The following is a 22,735-nucleotide window of genomic DNA, read 5'->3' on the forward strand; positions in this document are numbered from 1 at the left end:
GGGATCTCGCTAATCACGAACCGCGTTGCGCGGCCGGGCAGACGCCGGCCGCTATAATCGGCGCTCTTTTTCGGGGCCGGCCAAGCGGCTTTGCGACCCCGCCACGCGAGACCGCCGGTGACTTTCCAGGACCTGATTCTTCGCCTGCAAACCTATTGGGCGCGCCAGGGCTGCGCGCTGATGCAGCCGCTCGACATGGAAGTCGGCGCCGGTACCTTCCACCCGGCGACCTTCCTGCGCGCGCTCGGCCCCCAACCGTGGGCGGCGGCTTATGTGCAGCCGTCGCGCCGGCCGACCGACGGTCGTTACGGCAACAACCCCAATCGCCTGCAGCATTACTTCCAGTTTCAGGTGGTGATCAAGCCCTCGCCGCTGGACATTCAGGAGCTGTACCTGGACTCGCTGCGGGAGCTGGGTGTCGATCCGCTCATCAACGATATCCGTTTCGTCGAGGACAACTGGGAGTCGCCGACGCTGGGCGCCTGGGGCCTGGGCTGGGAGGTTTGGCTCAATGGCATGGAGGTGACGCAGTTCACCTACTTCCAACAGGTGGGCGGCATCGAGTGTCGACCGGTGACGGCCGAGATCACCTACGGCCTGGAACGCATCGCCATGTATTTGCAGGGTGTCGACAGCGTGTACGACCTGACCTGGGTGGACGGACCCCAGGGTCGCATCACTTACCGCGACGTGTACCACCGCAACGAGGTCGAGCAGTCGCATTACAACTTCGATCACGCGCCGGTGGACGCGCTGCTGGCCGCCTTCGACGCCGCCGAGCGCACCTGCCTGGCGCTGGTCGAGGCCGCGCTGCCGCTGCCGGCCTACGAGCAGGTGCTCAAAGCCTCGCACAGCTTCAACCTGCTGGACGCGCGCCGCGCCATCGGCGTGACCGAGCGGGCGCGCTACATCCTGCGGGTGCGCACCCTGGCACGAGCGGTGGCCGAAGCCTACGTCATGCCTGCCGGGGAGACCGCTTGATGGCCGCGCTGCTGATCGAGATCGGCACCGAGGAACTGCCACCGCGATCACTGCAAGCGCTGGCCCAGAGCCTGGCCGCAGGTTTGCGTGACGGCTTGGTCGAGGCCGGCCTGGCCGATCCCGGATCGCCGGCAAGCGTATTCGCCACACCACGCCGGCTGGCGGTACGTGTGGCCGAGGTCCTGCCCAAGGCGCCGGACCGACCGGTCGAGCGGCGCGGGCCGGCCATGAAGGCGGCCTACGATGCCGATGGTCAGCCGACCCGCGCGTTGCGTGGTTTTGCCGAGTCCTGTGGCGTGGACGTGACGGCGCTTGAGTCGCTCGAAACCGACAAGGGCGCCTGGCTGGTGTACCGCCACAACCAGCAGGGCGAGCGCCTGACCGAGGCGCTGCCGCGTGTGTTCGATGCCGCGCTCAAGGCGCTGCCCATCGACCGACGTATGCGCTGGGGCACCGGCGAGCACGGCGAATTCGTGCGCCCGATGCACTGGCTATTGGCCCTGCATGGCGCGGACATCATCGGTTTCGAGCGCTTTGGTCTTGAAGCCGGTCGCGACAGCCGCGGCCACCGCTTCCGTCATCCCCAAGCGGTACACATAGAACACGCCGACCAGTACGAAACACAACTCGAAAACGCATTTGTGCTGGCCGACTTCGCCGGCCGCCGCGACCGCGTGGCGCACGGCGTGCGCGAAGCGGCGACCGCACTCGGCGGCCAGGCGGTTCTGGACGACGCCTTGCTGGACGAGGTGACGGCACTGGTGGAATCGCCGGTGGCGGTCAGTGGCAATTTCGACGCCGACTTTCTGCAAGTGCCGGCGCCGGTGCTGATCGCCGCCATGCGCGATCACCAGAAGTATTTCCATGTCGTGGATGCGGACGGTCACCTGCTGCCGCATTTCATCACCGTCGCCAACATCGACAGCCCCGAGCCGCAGCGCGTACGGGCCGGCAACGAACGGGTGCTGCGCGCGCGCCTGGCCGACGCGCGGTATTTCTGGGACAGCGACCGCCAACAGACGCTGGTGGAGCGCGCCGACGGCCTGGCCGGTGTGGTCTACGAGAAGCGCCTGGGCACGCTCGCCGACAAGACGCTGCGGGTCGAGCGACTGGCCGGACTGTTGGCCGGCGAGCTGGACGCCAATGCCACGCACACCGTACGCGCCGCCCGTCTGGCCAAGGCAGACCTGCTGACGCACATGGTCGGGGAGTTCCCAGAGTTGCAGGGCGTGATGGGCGCCTATTACGCGCAGCACGACGGCGAACCGGCAGCCGTGTGCACGGCCATCGGCGAGCATTACCTGCCGCGTCATGCGGGCGATGCACTGCCAGAATCCGCAGAAGGGCTGGCGCTGGCGCTGGCCGACCGGCTCGATACCCTGGCCGGCATCTTCGCGGTGGCCGGCGCGCCGGGCGGGGACCGCGATCCGTTCGGCCTGCGTCGGGCAGCGCTGGCGGTAGCGCGCATGCTGATCGAGGCGGCATTGCCGCTCGACCTTCCGGCGCTGCTGGACGCGGCCGCCGAGCCGTTTGCCAAGGACGGGCTTGCCGGACAGGTATTTCAGTTCGTTCTGGACCGCCTGCCTGCCTACTACGAAGCACAAGGCCTGCGCCCGGACGAACTCGACGCCGTGCTGTCCCTGAAACCCGGCCGGTTACTGGATATGGACCGCCGGCTGCGCGCGGTGGCCGATTTCCGGCGCCTGCCGCAAGCACAAAGCCTGGTGGCGGCCAACAAGCGCATTGCCAATATTCTTGCCAAAGCGGGCGAGGAGGCCAACGTGGCGGCTATCGACCCGACACTGTTCGAGACCCCGGCCGAAACGACACTGGCCCATGCCCTTGCAGCAACCGAACAACGCAGCGCACCCTTGCTCGCTGACGGCGACTACGTGGGCCTGTGCCACCAGTTGGCGACCCTGCGCGAGGCGGTGGATACGTTCTTCGAGGCTGTCATGGTGATGGCCGACGATGCCGCGGTTCGGCGCAATCGACTGGCGCTGCTGGCGCGCCTGCACCGGCTGTTTCTGGGCGTGGCCGATCTGTCGCGCCTGCAGGTGTGAACGTCGGCATCGCCCGCTCACCCAGCGGCGCGCGGCGCTGGCTGATCCTGGACCGCGATGGCGTGATCAATCATGACAGTGCGGACTACATCCGCAGCGTCGCCGACTGGCGACCCATCCCTGGCGCCCTGGAGGCCATTTCGCGCCTGAGCGCCGCCGGCTTTGGCCTTGCCGTCGCCACCAACCAGTCCGGCGTCGGGCGCGGGTATTTCAGCCTGGCAACGCTCAATGCCATCCACGCCCGCCTGTTGCAGGCAGTGACGAAAGCCGGTGGGCACATCGAAGCCATCGCCTACTGCCCGCACACCCCGGCCGAGTCCTGCGGTTGTCGTAAACCGGCTCCCGGTCTGCTGCTGCGCCTGATGGCCGACTGCGGCTTTGCGCCCGCCGACTCGGTCATGATCGGGGATGCACAGCGCGACCTGGAAGCCGCCCGCGCTGCCGCAGTGGCATGCATCGCGGTGGGTACGGGAGCATCGGAACTGGGCACCCGCCATGGTGTGCCCGCCTTCGCCGATCTTGGAGCCGCCGCCGACTGGCTGCTGCAGGGGCACTGGCCATGCTGACGTTACTGCGTTCGCTGGCATTCTCGGCCGGCATGCTGGTCACGGTCATCATCTATGGCGCACTGGTGCCGCTGGTGTCGGCGCTGCCGTTTCGCCATCGCTACGCCTTTACCCGGCACTGGGCCATCGTCAACCTGCGCTGGCTGGAGCTGACTTGCGGCGTGCGTTACCGGGTGGTGGGCCGCCAGAACCTGCCCACCGGGGCGGTGGTGGTCCTGTCCAAACATCAGTCCACCTGGGAGACGCTGGTCTTCCAGGAACTGTTTCCGCCCCTGGTGTGGGTAATGAAGCGGGAATTGCTGTGGGTGCCCTTTTTTGGCTGGGGCCTGGCCATGGGTCGGCCGATAGCCATCGATCGCGGCGCCGGCCGGCGTGCCATGGAGCAGTTGCTGCAACAAGGTCAGGCACGCCTCGCCGACGGCCTGTGGGTGGTGACCTTTCCCGAGGGCACGCGCATGCGCCCAGGTGAGCGCGGCCGGTACCGAGCAGGCGGTGCCCTGCTGGCCGTACAGGCCGGCGTGCCGGTATTGCCGGTGGCCCATAATGCCGGCGAGCTATGGGGAAAGCGGCGGTTCTTGAAGCACCCTGGCACAATCACCGTCGCAATCGGCCCGCAGATAGTCACAGAAGGGCGGGATGCAACAGCCGTGCTCAGCGAAGCCGAAGAATGGATTGAAAGTAGTCTTACTGGCATAATGGGCACCGCGCGCACCAAACGGAGCCCGTAGGCAACCAACGTCTGTGGCCTACCGCACTGAGCGGCCAGGGCCGCTTGTGTACGCTGAACCCGATTCGCAGTAATGGCATCTGGATCGCCTTTCGGATGGCTACGTCTCCAACCCTAAAATGACCAACGAGGGATCGTAATGAACACAAAGAAACAGCTGCTTGTGGCCGCTGGCCTCGCCGCGCTCAGCGCCAACGTGCTGGCCACCGACCTGGATGACCGCTGGTATCTGTCGGCGGGCGCCGGTTATGTATTCCCGGATGACAACCGTGACAGGATCAGCACAGGATGGGACGTTGAAGGTGCCCCGTCAGCGTTTCTTGGCGTCGGTAAAACGATCAACGAGTGGCTGAATGTGGAACTGAATGCCAAGGGCCACAGTTTCGATCTGGGCGGTGGCAACGGAAATTGGGACCAGTGGGGCGCCACCCTGGACGGCCTGATCTTCTTCAATCGCAATGCCAAGTTCAGCCCATATGCCGTAGTCGGCGCCGGCATGATGCGGTCCGACACCAAACTCGACAACGCCGATGGCCCGATCGCCGAGGCGGGTCTGGGCTTCATGCACACGCTGAACGAGGACGGCGACACCCTGCGCGCGGAAGTGCGCCATCGCTGGGATTTTGCCAACCTGGACGTGCCGGGCGGCAACAAGAACCACAACGACTGGGTGTTGATGGTTGGCGTGACCATCCCGCTTGGCAAGCGTCCGGAAGCCCCCGCGCCAATGCCGGTCGCCATGGCTGAGCCAGCGCCACCACCGCCACCACCGCCAGCACCGGTCACTGAAACGGTCGTCCTCAAGGACGTCAATTTCTGCTTCGACTGCGACACGCTGTCGGCACAGGCACAGCAGAAACTCGACTATGACGCCATGGCTATCGTGGAGCATCATCCTGATGCAACTTTCGAGGTCGCGGGACACACCGACTCGATTGGCTCGGAGATGTACAACGAAGCGCTTTCGCAGCGCCGAGTCGACAGTGTGCGCACCTACCTGATCCAGAAAGGTGTTGACGGCAGCCGCATGACCGCTCGCGGTTACGGCGAGAGCCAGCCGGTGGCCGACAACGCTACGGCCGAGGGCCGGGCGCAGAACCGCCGCGTCGAACTGCGTATCACCGAGAGTCGCTAAAACAATAGGCCGGGGGCGCGCCTCCGGTCGTTGATTTCGAGAAACCCGCGGTTCAAGCCGCGGGTTTTTCTTTTTTCGAGGCAGCGCTGTGGCCTCAGGCGTACTACCATCCTCCCCGCACGGTCTTACGTGCCAGACTTAAAAAACGACGCGGAGGAGGCCCATGAGCAACAACGTCTACCCCGGCCTGCGGGACCGGGTGGTCATCATTACCGGTGCCGGCCAGGGTATTGGTCGCGCTTACGCGCATCATTTCGCCGGCCAGGGAGCCATTTCGGTAATCGCCGAGTTCAATGCCGACGCCGGGAAACGGGTTGAGGCCGAAGTCAAGGCCGACGGTGGCCGGGCCTTGTTCGTGCAAACCGACGTCGCCGACGAGGCCTCGACCAAAGCCATGGCGCAGGCGGCCTTGGACGCTTTTGGCCGTATTGACTGCCTGATTAACAACGCTGCCGTGTTCTCGCGCATCACCATGGGGCCGTTCTGGGAATTGCCAGTCGACGAATGGCGCCGCGCAATGGACGTCAACATCACCGGCGCCTTCCTGTGTGCGCGTGCCGTTGTGCCGACCCTGCAGGAACGCCGCTTTGGCCGAATCATCAACGTCTCTTCGGCCACCGTTCTTATGGGCCGTGAGAACTACCTGCACTACATCACGTCGAAGTCGGCCATGATCGGCATGACGCGGTCGATGGCGCGCGAACTCGGCGATTGGAACATCACTGTCAACACCTTCTGGCCGGGGGTTACCAAGACCGAGATAGAGCGCCCATCGGTACCGAACGAAGTGTTCGAACGCATGACACAGATGCAGTCCATCAAGCGCCTGACCGGCACTGACGATCTGGCTCACGGCGTCATGTTCCTGTGCTCGGACGATGCCGGCTTCATCACCGGGCAAAGCCTGCAAGTCGACGGTGGCCTGACTTTCATCTGACCCTGCAAACCGCGGCCAGACAACCGGCTCGGCGGACGCGACGGTGTTACATTGAGTCCACTGTCTGCCCGGTAAGCGTCGCTTACGTCACCCCGCGTTAACCCAAGCTGAATAATGGCCCGCGAACTCGTGCTCGCCCTCGCCCAGATGAACTGTCTGGTCGGGGACATCTCCGGCAACGTCGACAAAATCATTGAACTGGCTGCCACGGCCCGTCGTGAGCACGGTGCCGATCTGATCGTGTGCCCCGAGCTGGCCATCACCGGCTATCCACCAGAGGACTTGCTGCTACGGCCCGAGTTCATTGAGCGCTGCGAGAAAGGCCTTGAACGTATCCGCCGGGCAGTCGGCGGGATCGGCGTGGTGGTGGGCTTCCCGCACCTGTCCAAGGGCGAGCTTTACAACACGGCTGCCGTGCTGCGCGACGGCGAGACCTTGGCGCTCTACCACAAACACCTGCTCCCCAATTACAGCGTTTTCGACGAGAAACGCTACTTCCGCGCCGGCAACCGGCCGGCGGTGTTCGAGCTGGCGGGCGTGCAGGTCGGCCTCACCGTATGCGAAGACATCTGGGGTCCGGCCCCGATGGCGCAAGCAGTGCGTGCCGGCGCACAGCTGGTGGTCAACATCAACGCATCGCCGTTTCACTTCGACAAACAAAGCCACCGCGAAACGGTGATCCGTGAGCGCATCACCGTCACGCCTGCACCGGTGGTTTACGTCAACATGGTCGGCGGTCAGGACGAGCTGGTCTTCGATGGTGGATCGCTGGTGATGGACGTCCAGGGACGCATTACCCAGCGCGCGCCGGCCTTCGAGGAAGGGCTTTACCTGGCCCGGTTTCGCCATGGGCGCAGCGGCCTGGAGCCCATTTCGGGCGAGGTATCGCAGATCGACCCTATCGCCAGTGTGTACCAGGCCCTGGTCACCGGCGTACGCGACTACATCGGCAAGAACCGCTTCGCGGGCGCCATTGTCGGCCTGTCCGGTGGCATCGACTCGGCGCTCACCCTGGCAGTGGCTGCCGACGCACTCGGCTCGCAGCGCGTGATGGCGGTCATGATGCCCTCACCGTATACCTCGGGCATGAGCCACGAGGATGCGCAGGCGCAAGCGCAGGCACTGGGCGTGCACTACAGCACTATTTCGATCACGGACACCGTGAACAGCATTGAAGCAGCCCTGGCGCAGGAATTTCGTGGCGCGGCGCGCGACACCACCGAAGAGAACATTCAGGCCCGTGTGCGCGGGGTACTGTTGATGGCGCTGTCGAACAAAACCGGCAAGCTGGTGCTGACCACCGGCAACAAAACCGAGATGGCCGTCGGATACGCCACGCTGTACGGCGACATGGCGGGCGGCTTTGCCGTCATCAAGGACGTGCCGAAACTGCTGGTGTACAAGCTCTCGCGCTACCGCAACAGCCTGTCGCCGGTAATTCCCGAGCGTGTGCTGACACGACCGCCAACTGCCGAGCTGCGCGACAACCAGACCGATCAGGACAGCTTGCCGCCGTATGACGTGCTGGATGCCATTCTTGAACTGTACGTGGAGCAGGACCGCTCGGCGGAGGACATCGCCCGCAGCACCGGGGCCAGCCTCAAGACTATCCGCGAGGTGATCGGCATGGTTACCCGCAACGAATACAAGCGCCGCCAGGCCGCTCCCGGCGTGCGTATCAGCCAGCGCGCCTTCGGTCGGGATCGCCGTTATCCGATCACGTCGGGCTTCAAGGAGCCGCGTGCTGATTAGTGTGCTGGCGCCCGGCGTGCCTATCCAGTGCGCAAGGCTTCTGGTATAAATGCCGGTCATTTTCTCGTCGGCAGCTGTGTCGGCGCGGTCTGCGGAGATTTTTCATGTCCAGGGTTTGCGAGGTCACCGGCAAGGGACCTATGTCCGGCAACAACGTGTCCCACGCCAACAACCGGACACGGCGACGTTTCCTGCCCAACCTGCAGCGCCACCGCTTCTGGCTGGCGGCCGAAAAGCGTTACGTCACCCTGCGCCTGTCGTGTCGGGGTATGCGCATCATCGACAAGAAAGGCATCGAAGCCGTAGTGGCCGATCTGCGCGCCCGCGGCATCAAGCCCTAAGGCCTCACGGAGAACTCTGCCATGCGCGAGAAGATAAAGCTGGTGTCCAGCGCCGGAACCGGGCACTTTTACACCACCACGAAAAACAAACGCAATACGCCGGATAAGCTTGAGATTCGTAAGTTCGATCCCAAGGCCCGCGCTTACGTCGCCTACAAGGAAGCCAAGATCAAGTGAGCTCGCGCGGCGAGCCGCGCCGCCTGCCTGTTAGGCCGTTATGACAGCCGAGGTTCTGATCGAAGTCGACGGCGTCAGCCGTTCTTTTGGTAATCGCGAAGTCCTTCGTGATGTGAGCTTCAGCGTGGTCAAAGGCGAAGTACTGGGCTTTCTGGGCCCAAACGGCGCCGGCAAGACCACCACCATGCGGATTCTCACCGGCACCCTGGCGCCCAGCGCGGGACGCGTCACGGTGGCGGGAATCGATATGCTGGAGCAGCCGGTGCGCGCCAAAGCGCAGCTCGGCTACCTGCCGGAAACCCCGCCTCTGAACCGCGACCTCACGGTCGACGAGTATCTTGATTTCTGTGCCCGGCTGCGCCGTGTGCCAAGCCGCTCAGTGCGCGCGGCGCGGGAACAAGCCAAGGCGCGCTGCGGCCTGGGGGAGGTAGGAAGGCGTCTGATCGGCAACCTTTCGAAGGGTTTCCAGCAGCGCATAGGCATTGCCCAAGCCATCATCCACAACCCGCTGGTAGTCATCCTTGACGAACCCACGGTGGGCCTTGATCCGATTCAGATCAAGGAAATCCGGGCGTTGATCCGTGATCTTGGACAGGCCCATAGCGTCATCCTGTCGACCCACATACTTTCCGAGGTGCAGGCTATCTGCAGCCACGTGCAGATCGTGCGCCGCGGCGAACTGGTACTGAAGGCCGGCATCAACGAACTGAGCAACCACCTCACCGGCGCCCACCTTGAAATTGGCTTGCGCCGCCCCCCAACGACGCTGGAACTGTCCGCCATTCCCGGTGTGGACGGCGTGCACCAGCAGAATGATCGCTGGCTTATCCACTTCGCCTCCGACGCCGACCCAACGGATGCGTTGGTGCGTCACGCCGCGGCGGGTGACTGGGGTCTGTACGAAATGACCCGGCCCCGGCTGTCGCTGGAAGAGGTCTTCCTGGAACTCGCCGGCGACGACCGGCCGGTCGCGGAGCAGGTGGCATGAGGCCCATGCTCGCCATCGCTGGACGCGAACTGCGGGTGTTGTTCGCATCTCCCTCGGCCTGGGCCATGCTGGCGGTGGTGCAGGCCATCCTGGGCTACTTGTTCCTGACCCAGCTTGATCTGTACATCCAGCTCGGCTCACAGCTGATGGCACTGCCCGATCCACCGGGACTGACCGAGATCATCGTGCCGGCCCTGTTTGGCAGCGCCGGCATCGTGCTGCTGATGGTGGTACCCCTGATCACGATGCGCAGCTTCGCCGAGGAGCGGCGCAATCAAACGCTGTCGCTGCTGCTGTCGGCACCCTTGTCGGTAACCGGCATCGTACTTGGCAAGTACCTGGCATTGATGGGCTTTCTGACACTCGTCACGGCACTGACCGCGGTGATGCCAGCGAGCCTGCTGCTTGGCGCACAGCTCGATCTTGGTTTGCTCAGTGCCGGGGTGCTCGGCCTGTGGCTTCTGCTTGGAAGCTTTGCCGCACTGGGCCTGTTCATCTCGACCCTGACCTCGCACCCGATGACGGCCGCCGTGAGTACCTTTGGCGTGCTCCTGCTGCTGTGGATTCTCGATGCGGCGAGCAGTGGCGGTGGCCAGAGCAGCGTCCTGCTGGGGCAACTGTCCATGCTGAACCATTACGATCCGCTGCTGAAGGGCGTGTTCGATACCGCGGACGTGGCGTATTTCGCGTTATTCATCGTCCTGTTTCTGGGCCTGAGCGTGCGGCGCCTGGACGCCGAACGCCTATCCGGCTGACCCCGATGGCTGCTCCCCGCTCAACACGTTTCGCGTTACGGCTACAAGGCGCGGTGGCGGTGCTGTTATTTGTGGCGCTCATTGGCCTGCTCGGCTATCTGGCCGAAACCTATAATCAACGCTACGACTGGACCGTGAACGGTCGTAATTCGCTATCGGTGGCCAGCCACCAGGTGCTCGACAAACTGCCCGGACCGGTCAGCGCCACCGTTTTCGCCCGACCCAACGCCGAGCTCCACACCCGCATCGACGACCTGCTGCAGCGCTATGCCATCGCATCGCCCCGGTTCACGGTCAAGTTCGTCAATCCCGACCAGGAACCGGCGCGGGTCAAGGAACTTGGCGTTCGGGCCGACGGCACGCTGCTGCTGGAACTTGGCGAGCGGCGCGAGAAGGTCGAACAACTCGACGAGCAGGCAATCACCAACGCGCTGATGCGGCTGTCACGCTCCGGTGAACGCAAGCTGATGTTCCTGTCCGGCCATGGCGAGCGCAGCCCCGATGGCGAGGCCAACCACGATCTTTCCACCTTCAGCACGGCGCTACGCGCCCAGGGCGTGGCTTCAAGCCGCCCGGACACCACCAGCGGCACCGAGCTGCCGCCCGACGGAACGCTGGTCCTGAGCACGCCGCAGGTGGACCTGCTGCCGACCGAAATCGCAGCCATCCGCCGCTTTCTTGAGGCCGGCGGCAACCTGTTGTGGCTGGCCGAACCGGGACCGCTGCATGGTCTTGCGCCAATCGCGGACGACCTGGGTCTGAAGTTTGTGCCCGGTACGCTGATCGACCCGGTCGGACAAGTACTCGCCGGCAGCGCCCACTTCGCTGTTGCCAGCGGGGAGAATTACCGCTTTCACGAGGCCCTGGCAGGGTTTGAGTTCACCACTCTGTTTCCACTGGCGGTGGGCCTGGAGCACGAGCAGAAGACCCCGTGGACCGCGACCGATCTGATCGAGGTCGCCGGCGCTGGCTGGGCCGAAATCGGTCCCATCACCGACACGGTGGCCCTGGACGAAGGTAAGGATCTGCCTGGCCCGTTCATCCTGGCCGCTGCCTTTACCCGCACCCAGGGTGAGCGCGAGCAGCGCGTGGTGGTCATCGGCGACGGCGATTTTCTGTCGAACACCTATATCGGCAATGGCGGCAACCTGAATCTGGGCCTGAACCTGGTCAACTGGCTGGCCGCCGACGCGTCATTCATCAACATCGCGCCACGCACTGCGCCGGACACGGCACTCAAGATGTCGCGTGATGACAGCATGTTGATCGGCTTTGGCTTCCTGTTCGGCCTGCCGGTGGCTTTCGCCGCCGCGGGCCTGGGTGTCTGGTTGCGGCGGCGGGGACGCTGATGCGTGGCCGGCTATGGCTGAACCTGTTGCTGCTGCTGGCGGTGGCCGGGGTGGGCACCGTGGCCTGGCTGCAACCGGGCAAGACGCCAAAACCGGTGGCGCCAAAGCTCACCACGATCGATGCCGCCACGGTGCGGCGCATCGAATTCTCGCCGCCCCGCGGACAGGCGTTCGCACTGCTTCGCGAGGGCAAGGACTGGTTCATCGAACAACCGCGTTTGCGGGCCCAGCCCTTTCGGGTCGACACCATTCTCGAACTGCTCAGTGCCGACAGCACGGCAAGGATTGACCCCGCTGATGGCACCGATAAAAGCTTCGGCGTTGATCCGCCGCTAGCGCGCCTGCGCTTTGACGCAACCGAGATTGCCTTTGGCCTCACCAACCCGGTCGGAATGCGCCGTTATGTGCGCGTCGGCGACGCGGTGCACCTGATAGACGACCGTTACTACCACCACGCCGCCTCTCAATGGCCCGACTGGGTTGACCGCCGCCTTCTGCCGCAGGGGGTGACGCTCACCACACTCGAGCTGCCGGGTTTCACACTGAATCGACCGGATACCACCTGGCAAATCAGTCCTGAGCGCCCTCACGCCACTGCCGACGCAATCAGCGCGCTGGTCGAGGAATGGCAACGCGCCTATGCCATGGACGTGGAAGAAGCCGAGACCGTGCCGACAGACGCCCAGGCGGTGCGCGTGGTCTGGAAGGCCGGCGCGCTCGAACTTGCCATTGCCCGCGACGACGACGAATGGCTGCTGTACCGTCGCGATGCGCCCGTCAGATATCGCTTCAGCGGCAATCAGGGTAAGCGTCTGCTGGAGATCCAGGACACCGCACCCCAGACCGCGCCCGGCCCGACGCCCGCTGACATCGCCCCCGTGCCCACCCCGGCAGACCCGGCCAGCGCCCCGCCCTGATGCCGGAGCTGCCGGAGGTCGAGACCACCCGGCGCGGTCTTGAGCCCTTGCTGGTTGGCCGGCGCATCACCGGCGCCGTGGTGCGCAACGCCGCCCTGCGCTGGCCCGTTGCACCCGAACTGACCAGCCTGCTGCCGGGTGCCGACATCACGGCGGTCGGCCGGCGCGCCAAATACCTAACGCTGGCTACCGCGCACGGTTACCTGCTGCTGCACCTTGGCATGTCCGGCAGCCTGCGCGTGCTGCCGGCCAACACGCCGCCGTTGAAGCACGACCACGTCGACATCCTACTGAATGACGGCCAATGCCTGCGGCTGCGCGATCCGCGCCGCTTTGGCAGCATTCTTTACGCCGGCCAGGACCCGGAAGCCCACGCGCTGCTGAAGGCCCTCGGCCCGGAGCCGCTGGACCTGGATCGCACCGAGCTTGGTGGCCACCTGCACACCGCGGCCCGCACGCGGCGGGTGGCGGTCAAGGTATTCCTGATGGACGCCAGCGTCGTGGTTGGTGTTGGCAACATCTACGCCAGCGAAGCGCTGTTTCGGGCTGGCATCCGCCCCGGCAAACCGGCCGCCAGTGTCACGCGCCCGGCCTACGTGCGACTGGCGGCTGGCATCCAGGCCGTGCTCGCGCAGGCTATCGGCGCTGGCGGCACCACGTTGCGCGATTTTTCCAACAGCGACGGCCTGCCGGGTTACTTCGCGCAGGAGCTGGCCGTTTATGGCCGCACCGGCGCGCCGTGCCGGGCCTGCACCACACCCATCCGCGAACAGCGCCTGGGCCAGCGTTCGAGCTTCTGGTGCCCGGCCTGCCAGAGCTGATTGATGTCCGAATACGTCCATCCTGGACGTCCCGGACTGCGGAAACCGAAAAGTGTGATTTTCAGTTTCCTTCGTTTTCAACGCCTTTTGGGCGTTGAAAACGGCGGCACATCCCTGTGCCTCAGTATCTGCACCGGGCAACTAGGTCCGCAGCCCCATGCCCTTGAGCAGCGGCATCACCTGCTCGCCGAAGTGGTTCAGTTCCGGCCCATAGTCCAGCCAGGACAGCAGCAGGATGTCGACGCCGATGTCGGCCAGACGGCCTATTTCCCGAGCCACCTGCTGCGGCGTGCCAACCAGCGGGTAACCGCCCCAGCCGACGATGAAGCGCTCGGTCAGTTCCCGCGCGGCCTCGGGCGTCATCGACCCGCTCTGCACGCCAAAGGTGGTCAGCAGATTGTCGAGCGCCGCCATATCCCCGCGCGCCACAATGTGGTCCCACACGGCGCGCGCCTCGGACTCGCTGCTGCGGCAGACCACCGCGGCCGAGGTCATGATGCCGATGTCGCGGCCATAGCCGGCGGCCTTGGCCCGAATCTGTCCGATCAACCCGTCGCCCTGCTCCAGCGTCGACACGATACAGAAATTGACGTCCATCTCGCGGGCCGCGTAGTCAATGCCAGCCGGCGAAATGCCGGCGTTGATCAATAGCGGATAGGGCTGCTGCACCGGCTTTGGCAGCATATAGCCGCCCTTGACCTGGTAGTACTGGCCCGCGTAGTCGAAGCCCTGCTCCTGCCACAGGCGTTTGCAGACCTGAATCCACTCGGTAGCGCGCACGTATCGCTCGTCGTGCGGCAGCTGCTGGGCGCCGAACATCTCCATCTCCGGCGTGAACCAGCCGCACACCACGTTGATGCCGAAGCGGCCGTTGCTGATGCGGTCGATGGTAGCCGCCTGTTTGGCGGCAAAAATCGGATGCACCGTCGGCACGTGCGAGGTGGCGAAAATATGAATCTGCTCGGTGCGTGCCGCCAGCGCCGCCGCCCAGGCGTAGACCTCCAGGCAATCGCCGTTGAAATCAGTCTCACCCCCAAAACCCTTCCAGCGCCCAACCGGCACCAGCAGATCGAATCCGAGCGCTTCGGCCTGCAGGGCGAGGTCCAGGTTCTGCTCCCAGGTGGGGCGAAACGACGATTCGGCGGTGCTGATCGAGCAGCCGTTGCTGACATTGGTGCCAAATATGCCCAGCTTGATCCGCTGCTTCGGATCGAACAGTGGATGATCGGCGCGCCCGGTGGGGATGGCCATATGGGTTCTCCTGTCAGTCGCGGGGGGTGCGGCGCTGAAATCTTGCGCATTTCTTATAAACCACGGCGCACATTCCCGCATTATGTTCGGCATGCGCAATCTGTTCAGCGACCTGCCCGTCGGCCGCCTGCCCGCGGAAATCATCGAGCGCCTGCTGGACCGCCCCGGCCTGCGCGTGGAGCGCATCGTGTCCACCGGCCAGGCCAGCCCGCCCGGCGTCTGGTACGACCAGACCGAGCACGAGTGGGTGCTGTTGCTGCAGGGCGCGGCGGAACTGACCATCGAACTGCCCGACGGCTTGCAGACCATCCATTTGGCCGCCGGCGACAGCGTCGAGTTGCCGGCGCACTGTCGACACCGGATAGAAGCCACCCGCGCCGAACCGCCAACACTGTGGCTGGCACTGTTCTGGCCGGCCGACGCGCCGTGACTGGCAACGCCGCGCGCGTACTACTGCTGGCCGATACCCACGGCGTGCTCGATCCGCGCATCGCGGAACTGGCGCAGGATTGCGATCTTGCCGTGCATGCCGGCGATGTCGGCGCCAGCGCCGTGCTGGAGGCGCTGTCCAGGGCCGCCGGGCGGGTGTTCGCCGTGCGCGGCAATAACGACGTACCCGGCAAGTGGCTGGGCATGGCGGCCGATCTTGCGGCCCTGCCGGAGTATGTGGAGATCCCGCTAGCGGGCGGTACGCTGGTGGTGGATCACGGCCACCGGCACCCTGCCAGCCGTCGGCACGCGCGCCTGCGCGCCGCTCACCCGACCGCCCGCGCCGTGCTCTACGGTCACAGCCACCACCTGTTGCAGGACTACGCAGCAGCGCCGTGGCTACTGAATCCCGGCGCCGCCGGCCGTGCCCGCACCTTCGGCGGGGCGTCGTGTCTGGTGCTGGAAATCACGAGTAACGCATGGCTAATTACGGCTTACCGCTTTCCAATCAGACCCAAACCACGGCGCGAGTCCAGGCGACGCGTTCCGACGTAGTCGGAGTGGCCTCACACAAAAAACGCCAGATTCCCGGTGTGGAACACGTTGTGGTCGAAGTAGACGGTGCGGGCGGCCAGTTTGAGCTGGCCATCCACCCGGCGCAGCACGTCGTCCCGACGCGCACTGACCAGCTGCGGTATCTGGTCGGTGGGTCGCGTGCGAACGACCAGGGCGTTACTCCTGACCTGGTACTCACCCGGGATTTGACTGCGGCGTGCCCGCACGCTGGTCACGAAGCGACGCACGAAGGTGTAGGGGTTCTCGGCCACCGTGTTGATCGCGTCTTTCTGCTGATTGATGCGGATTTGCAGGCTGCCGATGGTCTCGTCCAGGTACGGATTTTCAAGACCAATCCGCCGCTCGTGGCCGCGCTCATAGAAGCCACGCGGCGGCGCCACATAGCGGATGTCCTCGGTCAGCAGCGCCAGCCAGCCGTCGTAGTCGCGGCTGTCGAGGCAGTCCACTTCGTCGTCGATAAACTCGTGAATCTGGCGGTATTCGCGGTCGTCGACCGGCTCGCCGGTGGTACGCGGTTGCATGCGCCGTCCCTCCTCAGGCGGTGTTCATCAGGTGGTACCAATGCCGCAGGATGTCGAACTCCCCGACCTCGGACCAGATGGTGGGGTAGACCTTGCCCGGGCCGGGATAGTCCTCGACCAGCTGGCCCCGGTAATGCTGGACCATCTCGAAGCTGGCTGCCTCGCGCTGCGCAACCGCCCCGCGGGTGGCGCAGCCGATGGACGCCCACACCTCGGCGTCGTCCTGGTCGAAAGTGCCGGCAAAACTGAACGTGCGCAGGCCAGAGCGCATGGTCATGGCTTTCCACTCCTCACTGGCCTCTTTCTCGGCCAGGAACCAGCCCCAGATTTCGGTGCGGTCCGGCGCCACCGGCTGCCACACCCGGATGTTCAAAAAACACACTGGCGGCTCGGCCAGATCGGTTCGACCCGGCCCTTCAACGGACGAGAAATTCGGGAATATGGTCTGCACCCCGGCAAAGTTGCGCGCCACGACTTTGACCTGCCCCGGCGACAGCGCCTGGTGGTACAGCGGCACGCACTCCGGTGGTCGACCCAGAAACTCCGGAATCATCTCGGGCGACAGCGAGGTCGTGCCGTTATGGCCGTTGCCCATGACGATGGCGGGGCCTTCTTCGAGCGCCTTTATCAGCGCCTCTTGCGCGCCGGCGAAGTCGCCAAAGGACAGCCGCGAGATCGGCCCGTGCACCTTGGTGGCGTGCGGGCCGTCGGCACCGAAATTGGCCGCGCCGAGTTTCCAGTTGCCGTTCACCACCCACTTGTGCGGTGGACCGAGTACGACCATGCCGCCCGGCGTGCGGGCGTGGTAGAGGTCCAGGTACCAGCGCGCGTCGCCCAGGTAGTCGTCCAGACTCCCCAGCTCCGGGTTGAAGGTGGCAAATATCAAGCCGGCGTAGGTGGCCACGCGCGCTTCGACCAGGCGCTGCTTGTGCTGCGCGCCGATCTGTTCGTAGCGCCCTGGCGGATGGCAGGTGGCCAGCAGACGGCCGGTATTCTCGTAGGTCCAGCCGTGATACGGGCACACGTAGCTCGGTGCATTGCCGGCCTCGCTGCGCAGGACCAGGGCCCCGCGGTGCGGGCACATGTTCAGGAAAACCCGCAGCTGTCCGTGATTGTCGCGGGTCAGGATGACTGGGTCCTGACTCATCTGGCGGGTGACGTAATCCCCATTGCGCGGCACTTCCGTGTCGTGACCGACGTACAGCCAGGCGCGGCCGAATACGCGTTCCTGCTCAACCCGGAACACGTCCCAGTCGGCGTATGCCTTCATGCTGACCAGGCCGTGTTGCTCGTCCACCAGCGCAGCCAGGTCAAGTCCGTTGTTCGACATTACATCCCCTCCTTGGGCGCCGCGCGCGGCTTGCGAGATACCAACGCAGCTATGGGTAACCTAACGCTCGTTGATGTTAGTCCGGGCAGCGATGAGTTGACCAGTCCAGCTTGGCCAAGATCCACCCGTGAGCGGACGCGCTACTGTTCCTCGGCTGTCGTTGCCTGCTGAAAATACGGCAGCACCTCGCGCGCAATCGCCTCCATGTTCTGGCGCGTCATGTCCGCCGGCAGGGTGCCGAACTGGGTCTTGACCAGTACCGTGTTGAAGCCGGCCAGTTCCTGGTAAGCCGCCAGGCGCTCGCGCACGGTGCTGGGGCTGCCGATGATGATGACGCCGGCGTCGTTCAGCGACCGCACCGTCTGCGGCTTGCCGATCATGTCCGGCTGGATGTGCTTGAACGACTCCAGCGACGTGTAACCCGGCGGCAGCAGCATCTCGAACGGCATGCGCAGGAACTCGTTCTGGATCGCCTCGGCGTGCGGGCCGGCTTCGCGCAGGGCCTGTTCGTCGGTCTCGGCGACGTAGATCGTCGTCGACCAGGCGCACTGGTCCCAGGTGGCGGCGTAGCCGGCCTTGTCGGCTTCTTGGCGGTACTTGTTGAAAAAGCCGGCCACGGTCTTGATGGCGCCCAGGGTCTGGCAGTAGGTGTAGCGGTGGCGGGCCGCCCAGGCGATGGTCTCGGCCGAGCCCTGTGAAGGCACCCACACCGGCGGGTGTGGATCCTGATAGGGCCGCGGCCACAGGTTCACGTACTTGTAGTGGTAGTACTCGCCGTCGAACTCGAACGGACCCGGCTCGGTCCAGGCGCGGATGATCAGGTCGTGGGCTTCCTGAAAACGCGCCAGCGACTCGGCCGGATTGACGCCCGTAGAGTGGTACTCGGCGCCGATGCCGCGCACGAAGCCGGCGATGAAACGACCCCGGCAGATGTTGTCCAGCATCGCGAATTCTTCGGCGATGTTCAGCGGGTTGTTCACCAGCGGCAGGGCGCGGCCCAGGATGGCGATCTTGGCCCGCTTGACGCTGCGTGCCAGCGCGCCTGCCAGCACGCCAGGCACCGGCATCAGGCCGTAGGGGGTCTGGTGGTGCTCGTTGACGCACACGCCGTCGAAGCCGAGCTGGTCGGCGTATTCCAGTTCGTCGAGATACCGGTTGTAGAGGGCCGCGCCGACCTTCGGATCGTAATGGCGGTTCGGAAACGTGACCCAGGCGCTGCCGTGCTCGCGGATCAGGCTGACGTCCATGTCCGCGTAGGGCATGAGGTGAAAATTGAAAAACTTCATACGCTGGCCTCCGCGGCGCAAACCGCGTTCACGAACTGCGTCACCGCGCCCGCACACGGCTGCGGCTGCTCGATGGGCGGCAGGTGGCCGCAACCGTCCAGCACCGTCAGGCACGCGCCGGGTATCAAGCGTTGGTATTCCTGCCCGATCGGCAGCGGAAACAGGCGGTCGTGCTCACCCCACACCACGTGCGTTGGGACTCGGATACGGTGCAGCCACTGCGGCAAATAGGGATCGTAGGACCGTGGCTGCCAGACCAGGCGCGCGGTGGTAAAGCGGTTCTTGAGCTGGCGCTCGCGCTCCTCGGGCGGCAGGTCCAGGGCCAGCAGCTGGTCGGCGACGGACTGATCGTGGATCAGCGCCCGCAGGGTCTGCTCCGGGTTGCCCATGAAGTTGTCGATGCGCGCCACGCCATGCACGTGTACTCCGGCGGCGGAAATCAGCGTCAGGGATTTGATGCGCGAGCAGTCCTTGATGGCCAGCGCCGCGGCGGTCCAGCCGCCCAGGCTGTGGCCAACCAGGTGCACGCCGGTCAGGTCCAGCTCCTGCAGCACGTCCAGGTAGTAATAGGCCAGATCCTCGACCCGCTTTAGCCAGGCAGGTGTGTCCGAATCGCCAAACCCCGGATGCTCCGGCACGTACAGTTCGAAGTCCCCTGCCAGCTGGTCCATGAACGGCAGCCACTGGCTGGCGCCGCCCGCGCCGTGCAGGAACAACAGGGTTGGGTTTGCGCGCCGGGTGCCGGGGGCCCGCCCTGCATCAGCTTTACCCGTACGCCAGCCAGCATGCGCACGGCCTGGGTATGGCTCATCCTTCCTCCTCGCCGCTTGAAGTGCCGGTGTGGCCTGCGGCTTATGTTGTGAGTACTTGAACTGGCAATCCTAACCCTGACCGGAAATGCCGGACCAAGCGCCGCTCAAGTGCCCATCTCGCACACGAAATCCTCGAACTTGCCGTTAGCCGCAACCGGTAGCTGCTCCAGCCGTTGCAGGACAATGACGAATGGGTAACCCAGGCGCTGCTGCAGCATCTGCCGTAGCGCCGTTTCCTGCGGCTGCGTCAATGGCTGGGCGGTGACCAGTTCGACCTCGATACGCTTCAGCGCGGTCTGGCGCAGGCGAAACTGGCGCACCGGCGCGATGGCCAGCCAAGCATCGGCCGGAAAGCTCGGCCAGTGCTGACTGCCATCCGGAAACCGCAGCAGGTTGCGCTGTCGGCCGCGGATGCGGCGCAGCACCGGCAGACCACGCCCACAGGCGCAGGGCGGTCCGAGCTCGGCATAATCGCCGATGGCGTAGCGCACCAGCGGCATGGCGAAGTTGTGCAGCGTGGTCAGCACCACCTGGCCGGTGACACCCGGTGCGCACGGCTGGCCGGCCGAGTCCAGGATCTCGACCAGCAGGTTCTCGGCCTGCACGTGGTAGTGCTCCGGCACTTGCGGACACTGCAATGCGATGTAGCCGGCCTCCTCGCAGCTGTAGATGTCGGCCAGCGGCAGACCCCAAACGTCCTGGCACAGACCCCGCAGGTCGTCCGCCAGCGCTTCGCCAAAGCTGCCCAACCCGCGCAGCCGGGCTGGGCGCGCACCACGCACTCGGGCTTCCAGCAGCAGGCCGCGCAGGTTGCTCGGGTGGGTCAGCAAATAGTCCGGATCCTTCGCCAGCAGCCAGTCGAGCTGCTGCGCAATCGGCGTATGGATAGGCAGGGTCACCGCCGGACCGGTGGCGAACACTGCCTCCACCGCACGTCCCCAGCCCTCAAGGCGATTGTCGGTCACCTGGGTGCGAATGGCGGCAAAGCAGCCGGCAAAGTCGCGCCGCTGCCACAGGTGCTCGCGCAGATTCAGGGCGCCAAAAAAGAAGTGGCTGAGCTCGGTCTCGTATCCGTGCAGCGGCCGGCCGGTGGAGCCGGAGGTGTGGTATTCGATCAGTTGACCGTGGTCAGCCGGCACGGCGCGGCTGCGCAGCGCCTCGCCCAGGTCCTGCACGTCGGCCCGCTGCAGCAGCGGCAGTTCCGACCAGGCCGGGGCCAACGCGTCGCCCTGATCCAGCGGCAGACCGGCCAGGCGCTCGCCATAGGCCGGCACCGTGTCTCGCGCGTGGCGCAGCAGGGCGCCGAGCTGGCGGCGACCGGAGGCGGCCAGCTGCACGGGCGACCACCATTCGCTTTGCGCAAGCTGATAGTGCAAGGCCAGCAGGCTGGCGCCGGCACTGTCCGGCAGCGCCGGCCACAGCAGACCTGCGACCGCGGAACGTGGGCTCGGTGGGTCAGTCACGCCGCCAGGCAACGACGCCGTTCATGTCCTCGCTCAGGGCTTCGATGTCGATGTTGTAGGCCAGGCCGACGCGCTCGCCATCGGCGCCTGCAAAAAAACCGTGCAGCGTGGCGGCGCAGCCAGCAAAACACAGCACACCGGTCACCTGCAGGCGGCTGTCGGCGGTCATCGAGATACGCGCGCCATCGATATGCAAGCCGCTCGCGGTCAGATCGTAGCGACCGCTGGGTACCGTGATGGCGAGCTTGAGCGTGATCTTGCCGGTTCCAAAGTCCGCTTCCAGCGCACCGTTCTCGAGGAAGGTCGTCGCCGCCATGCCGCCTTCACCGGCGGTCGGCGCCACCTGGCCGCCGAGCAGGGAATAGCGCGCGGCGCCTTGTAGCACCTCCGGAGTGGAACCGGCCACGTAGTAGATGGCGTTTCGCACGCCCTCGCCACCGGTGATGTCCACCCCGCCGTGACGGCCGTCCCCGCCGGTGCTGCCGTGACCCCAGCGGCCCCAGGCAATGATGCCGTCATTGCCGGAATGGCCAACTGGCAGGTCCCAGGTCACGGCGCCGCCATCGCCAAATGCCCGCAGCACACCGGTGGTGTCGAATTGCGCCGCGGCGGGCGGGTAGTAATGCACCGGCGGATCGTCGCCCGGCAGGTGAAAGTCATGCGCAATCGCCACCTGCCAGACCGGTGCCCCGGCAGGCGCCGCCGCCGCATTCGGCGCTACCAGGCCGGTGCCCAGCAGCACCGCCGCCACCCTGCGCCGACCATGTCTCACCCGCCCAGCTTCTTGCCACGTAGCCACACCAGCCCCCTCAAACCGAGCACGATCGCCACACCCAGCGCCGACCATAGCGTGATCGGCGGCAGGCCGCCATACCACTTTTCGGGCGTAAGCCAACCGGGCACCCCGTAGGCTACATGCAGTGCGCCAAACAGCATCGCTAGCGTCCCGAGCCGCTGTAACCACCGCCAGTAGCGCGCGGATAGCGCTGCCTGTGCTCCCGGAAGGGAAGCCGCCAGCGGCGCCAACAACAGGAACCAACCGAGCGCGCCCATCGCCATCGCGAACTCGGCGAGCGCCGTCAGCTCAAAAGCTTGACGGAAAAACAGCCGGTAATAGTGATAATTAAAAATGAAAATTGAAATCACCACGTGCAGGCAGGCGAGCGCAAACCCCATAATGCCGATGTAACGGCGCAGCCACAGGTGTTGCCCGAAGCGCTTTGGCGCCAGACGCGCCAGCGGCCCGAGCGCATAGGCGAGCGCTATTAGCCACAGCGCGCTCCACGACACTGCCTTGTTGAGCACAAACAGCGGAATGTGGCCGACACTCCACGGGCCGAACACCACATAGCGCAGGGTGGCGTAAGCGAACGTTACGACCAGCAACACCCCTGCCGGCGCCACGCAGGCCCATAGCGCCGCCCGGTCGCGGGCTTCGCGCTCGGTCTCGGACGGGACCTCGCTGGGATGCATTGGACGGGCTACTCCTGCGCTTGGATCTACATCAGCCGTGCCTGGAAAGGTTACCTTAGAGCGCCTGCGCCGTAGCGTTGTCACA

24 protein-coding genes are annotated in these 22,735 nt (G+C 65.3%); 16 read left to right on the forward strand and 8 right to left on the reverse strand.

Going from position 1 to position 22,735, the window contains the following annotated elements; genetic code table 11:
* Window positions 1–117: 117 nt before the first annotated feature.
* The 14 genes from glyQ to mutM all read left to right on the forward strand — a co-directional run bounded on the left by glyQ (window position 118) and on the right by mutM (window position 13,509).
* Entirely contained in the window at window positions 118–981 is an 864-nt protein-coding gene (gene glyQ, locus ABZF37_RS03700; protein WP_372716888.1) for a glycine--tRNA ligase subunit alpha, read from the forward strand.
* Window positions 981–3,044, forward strand: coding sequence for a glycine--tRNA ligase subunit beta (gene glyS / locus ABZF37_RS03705; RefSeq protein ID WP_372716890.1), 2,064 nt, complete (start codon window positions 981–983; stop codon window positions 3,042–3,044). The genes glyQ and glyS overlap by 1 nt, the downstream gene beginning before the upstream one ends.
* A complete protein-coding gene (gmhB, locus tag ABZF37_RS03710) occupies window positions 3,041–3,610 on the forward strand; it encodes a D-glycero-beta-D-manno-heptose 1,7-bisphosphate 7-phosphatase (RefSeq protein ID WP_372716892.1) in 570 nt (189 codons plus the stop codon). Before glyS ends, gmhB begins: the two co-directional genes overlap by 4 nt.
* A complete protein-coding gene (locus ABZF37_RS03715; RefSeq protein WP_372716894.1) occupies window positions 3,604–4,338 on the forward strand; it encodes a lysophospholipid acyltransferase family protein in 735 nt (244 codons plus the stop codon). The genes gmhB and ABZF37_RS03715 overlap by 7 nt, the downstream gene beginning before the upstream one ends.
* 138 nt (window positions 4,339–4,476) lie before the next feature.
* On the forward strand, window positions 4,477–5,472 hold the full coding sequence (locus tag ABZF37_RS03720) for an OmpA family protein (RefSeq protein ID WP_372716897.1): 996 nt from the start codon (window positions 4,477–4,479) through the stop codon (window positions 5,470–5,472).
* A 163-nt stretch (window positions 5,473–5,635) separates the two neighbouring features.
* Window positions 5,636–6,409 carry an SDR family NAD(P)-dependent oxidoreductase gene (locus ABZF37_RS03725; RefSeq protein WP_372716899.1) on the forward strand — a complete coding sequence of 258 codons (774 nt, stop codon included), beginning with the start codon at window positions 5,636–5,638 and terminating at the stop codon, window positions 6,407–6,409.
* A 114-nt stretch (window positions 6,410–6,523) separates the two neighbouring features.
* The gene (locus ABZF37_RS03730) at window positions 6,524–8,161 is read left to right on the forward strand and encodes an NAD+ synthase (protein WP_372716901.1); all 1,638 of its coding nucleotides are present in this window, start codon (window positions 6,524–6,526) and stop codon (window positions 8,159–8,161) included.
* A 104-nt stretch (window positions 8,162–8,265) separates the two neighbouring features.
* Window positions 8,266–8,502 carry a 50S ribosomal protein L28 gene (rpmB, locus tag ABZF37_RS03735; protein ID WP_372716903.1) on the forward strand — a complete coding sequence of 79 codons (237 nt, stop codon included), beginning with the start codon at window positions 8,266–8,268 and terminating at the stop codon, window positions 8,500–8,502.
* A gap of 21 nt (window positions 8,503–8,523) precedes the next feature.
* Complete coding sequence (gene rpmG / locus ABZF37_RS03740) at window positions 8,524–8,679, forward strand: 50S ribosomal protein L33 (protein ID WP_372716906.1); 156 nt, start codon at window positions 8,524–8,526, stop codon at window positions 8,677–8,679.
* Window positions 8,680–8,719: 40 nt separating this feature from the next.
* Window positions 8,720–9,667 (forward strand): ABC transporter ATP-binding protein, encoded by a 948-nt coding sequence (locus ABZF37_RS03745; protein WP_372716908.1) that lies wholly within the window; start codon window positions 8,720–8,722, stop codon window positions 9,665–9,667.
* The gene (locus tag ABZF37_RS03750) at window positions 9,664–10,422 is read left to right on the forward strand and encodes an ABC transporter permease (RefSeq protein ID WP_372716910.1); all 759 of its coding nucleotides are present in this window, start codon (window positions 9,664–9,666) and stop codon (window positions 10,420–10,422) included. The genes ABZF37_RS03745 and ABZF37_RS03750 overlap by 4 nt, the downstream gene beginning before the upstream one ends.
* 5 nt (window positions 10,423–10,427) lie before the next feature.
* Complete coding sequence (locus ABZF37_RS03755; RefSeq protein ID WP_372716912.1) at window positions 10,428–11,771, forward strand: GldG family protein; 1,344 nt, start codon at window positions 10,428–10,430, stop codon at window positions 11,769–11,771.
* Entirely contained in the window at window positions 11,771–12,688 is a 918-nt protein-coding gene (locus ABZF37_RS03760) for a DUF4340 domain-containing protein (RefSeq protein WP_372716914.1), read from the forward strand. Before ABZF37_RS03755 ends, ABZF37_RS03760 begins: the two co-directional genes overlap by 1 nt.
* A complete protein-coding gene (gene mutM / locus ABZF37_RS03765) occupies window positions 12,688–13,509 on the forward strand; it encodes a bifunctional DNA-formamidopyrimidine glycosylase/DNA-(apurinic or apyrimidinic site) lyase (RefSeq protein ID WP_372716916.1) in 822 nt (273 codons plus the stop codon). Before ABZF37_RS03760 ends, mutM begins: the two co-directional genes overlap by 1 nt.
* Window positions 13,510–13,650: 141 nt before the next feature.
* On the opposite strand, the gene ABZF37_RS03770 is transcribed toward mutM, so the two are convergent.
* Complete coding sequence (locus tag ABZF37_RS03770; RefSeq protein WP_372716918.1) at window positions 13,651–14,760, reverse strand: LLM class flavin-dependent oxidoreductase; 1,110 nt, start codon at window positions 14,758–14,760, stop codon at window positions 13,651–13,653.
* Between the two features lie 91 nt (window positions 14,761–14,851).
* Here ABZF37_RS03770 and ABZF37_RS03775 point away from each other — a divergent pair, with 91 nt between their 5' ends.
* Together ABZF37_RS03775 and ABZF37_RS03780 are read left to right on the forward strand one after the other, a co-directional pair.
* Window positions 14,852–15,190 carry a cupin domain-containing protein gene (locus ABZF37_RS03775; protein ID WP_372716920.1) on the forward strand — a complete coding sequence of 113 codons (339 nt, stop codon included), beginning with the start codon at window positions 14,852–14,854 and terminating at the stop codon, window positions 15,188–15,190.
* Entirely contained in the window at window positions 15,187–15,744 is a 558-nt protein-coding gene (locus ABZF37_RS03780; RefSeq protein WP_372716922.1) for a metallophosphoesterase, read from the forward strand. The genes ABZF37_RS03775 and ABZF37_RS03780 overlap by 4 nt, the downstream gene beginning before the upstream one ends.
* An 11-nt stretch (window positions 15,745–15,755) precedes the next feature.
* Here ABZF37_RS03780 and ABZF37_RS03785 read toward each other — a convergent pair whose 3' ends face one another.
* The 7 genes from ABZF37_RS03785 to ABZF37_RS03815 form a co-directional block, all read right to left on the reverse strand.
* A complete protein-coding gene (locus ABZF37_RS03785; protein WP_372716924.1) occupies window positions 15,756–16,286 on the reverse strand; it encodes an aromatic-ring-hydroxylating dioxygenase subunit beta in 531 nt (176 codons plus the stop codon).
* Window positions 16,287–16,299: 13 nt separating this feature from the next.
* Window positions 16,300–17,616 (reverse strand): aromatic ring-hydroxylating dioxygenase subunit alpha, encoded by a 1,317-nt coding sequence (locus tag ABZF37_RS03790; protein WP_372716926.1) that lies wholly within the window; start codon window positions 17,614–17,616, stop codon window positions 16,300–16,302.
* 140 nt (window positions 17,617–17,756) lie between these two features.
* Entirely contained in the window at window positions 17,757–18,902 is a 1,146-nt protein-coding gene (locus ABZF37_RS03795; RefSeq protein ID WP_372716928.1) for an LLM class flavin-dependent oxidoreductase, read from the reverse strand.
* Complete coding sequence (locus tag ABZF37_RS03800) at window positions 18,899–19,618, reverse strand: alpha/beta fold hydrolase (protein ID WP_372716930.1); 720 nt, start codon at window positions 19,616–19,618, stop codon at window positions 18,899–18,901. The genes ABZF37_RS03795 and ABZF37_RS03800 overlap by 4 nt, the downstream gene beginning before the upstream one ends.
* 200 nt (window positions 19,619–19,818) lie before the next feature.
* The gene (locus ABZF37_RS03805; RefSeq protein WP_372716932.1) at window positions 19,819–21,177 is read right to left on the reverse strand and encodes a phenylacetate--CoA ligase family protein; all 1,359 of its coding nucleotides are present in this window, start codon (window positions 21,175–21,177) and stop codon (window positions 19,819–19,821) included.
* On the reverse strand, window positions 21,170–21,976 hold the full coding sequence (locus ABZF37_RS03810) for a hypothetical protein (RefSeq protein WP_372716934.1): 807 nt from the start codon (window positions 21,974–21,976) through the stop codon (window positions 21,170–21,172). Before ABZF37_RS03810 ends, ABZF37_RS03805 begins: the two co-directional genes overlap by 8 nt.
* On the reverse strand, window positions 21,946–22,650 hold the full coding sequence (locus tag ABZF37_RS03815; protein WP_372716936.1) for a ferric reductase-like transmembrane domain-containing protein: 705 nt from the start codon (window positions 22,648–22,650) through the stop codon (window positions 21,946–21,948). The genes ABZF37_RS03810 and ABZF37_RS03815 overlap by 31 nt, the downstream gene beginning before the upstream one ends.
* Window positions 22,651–22,735: the final 85 nt, after the last annotated feature.

The organism is Immundisolibacter sp., assembly GCF_041601295.1.
GTDB lineage: Bacteria > Pseudomonadota > Gammaproteobacteria > Immundisolibacterales > Immundisolibacteraceae > Immundisolibacter.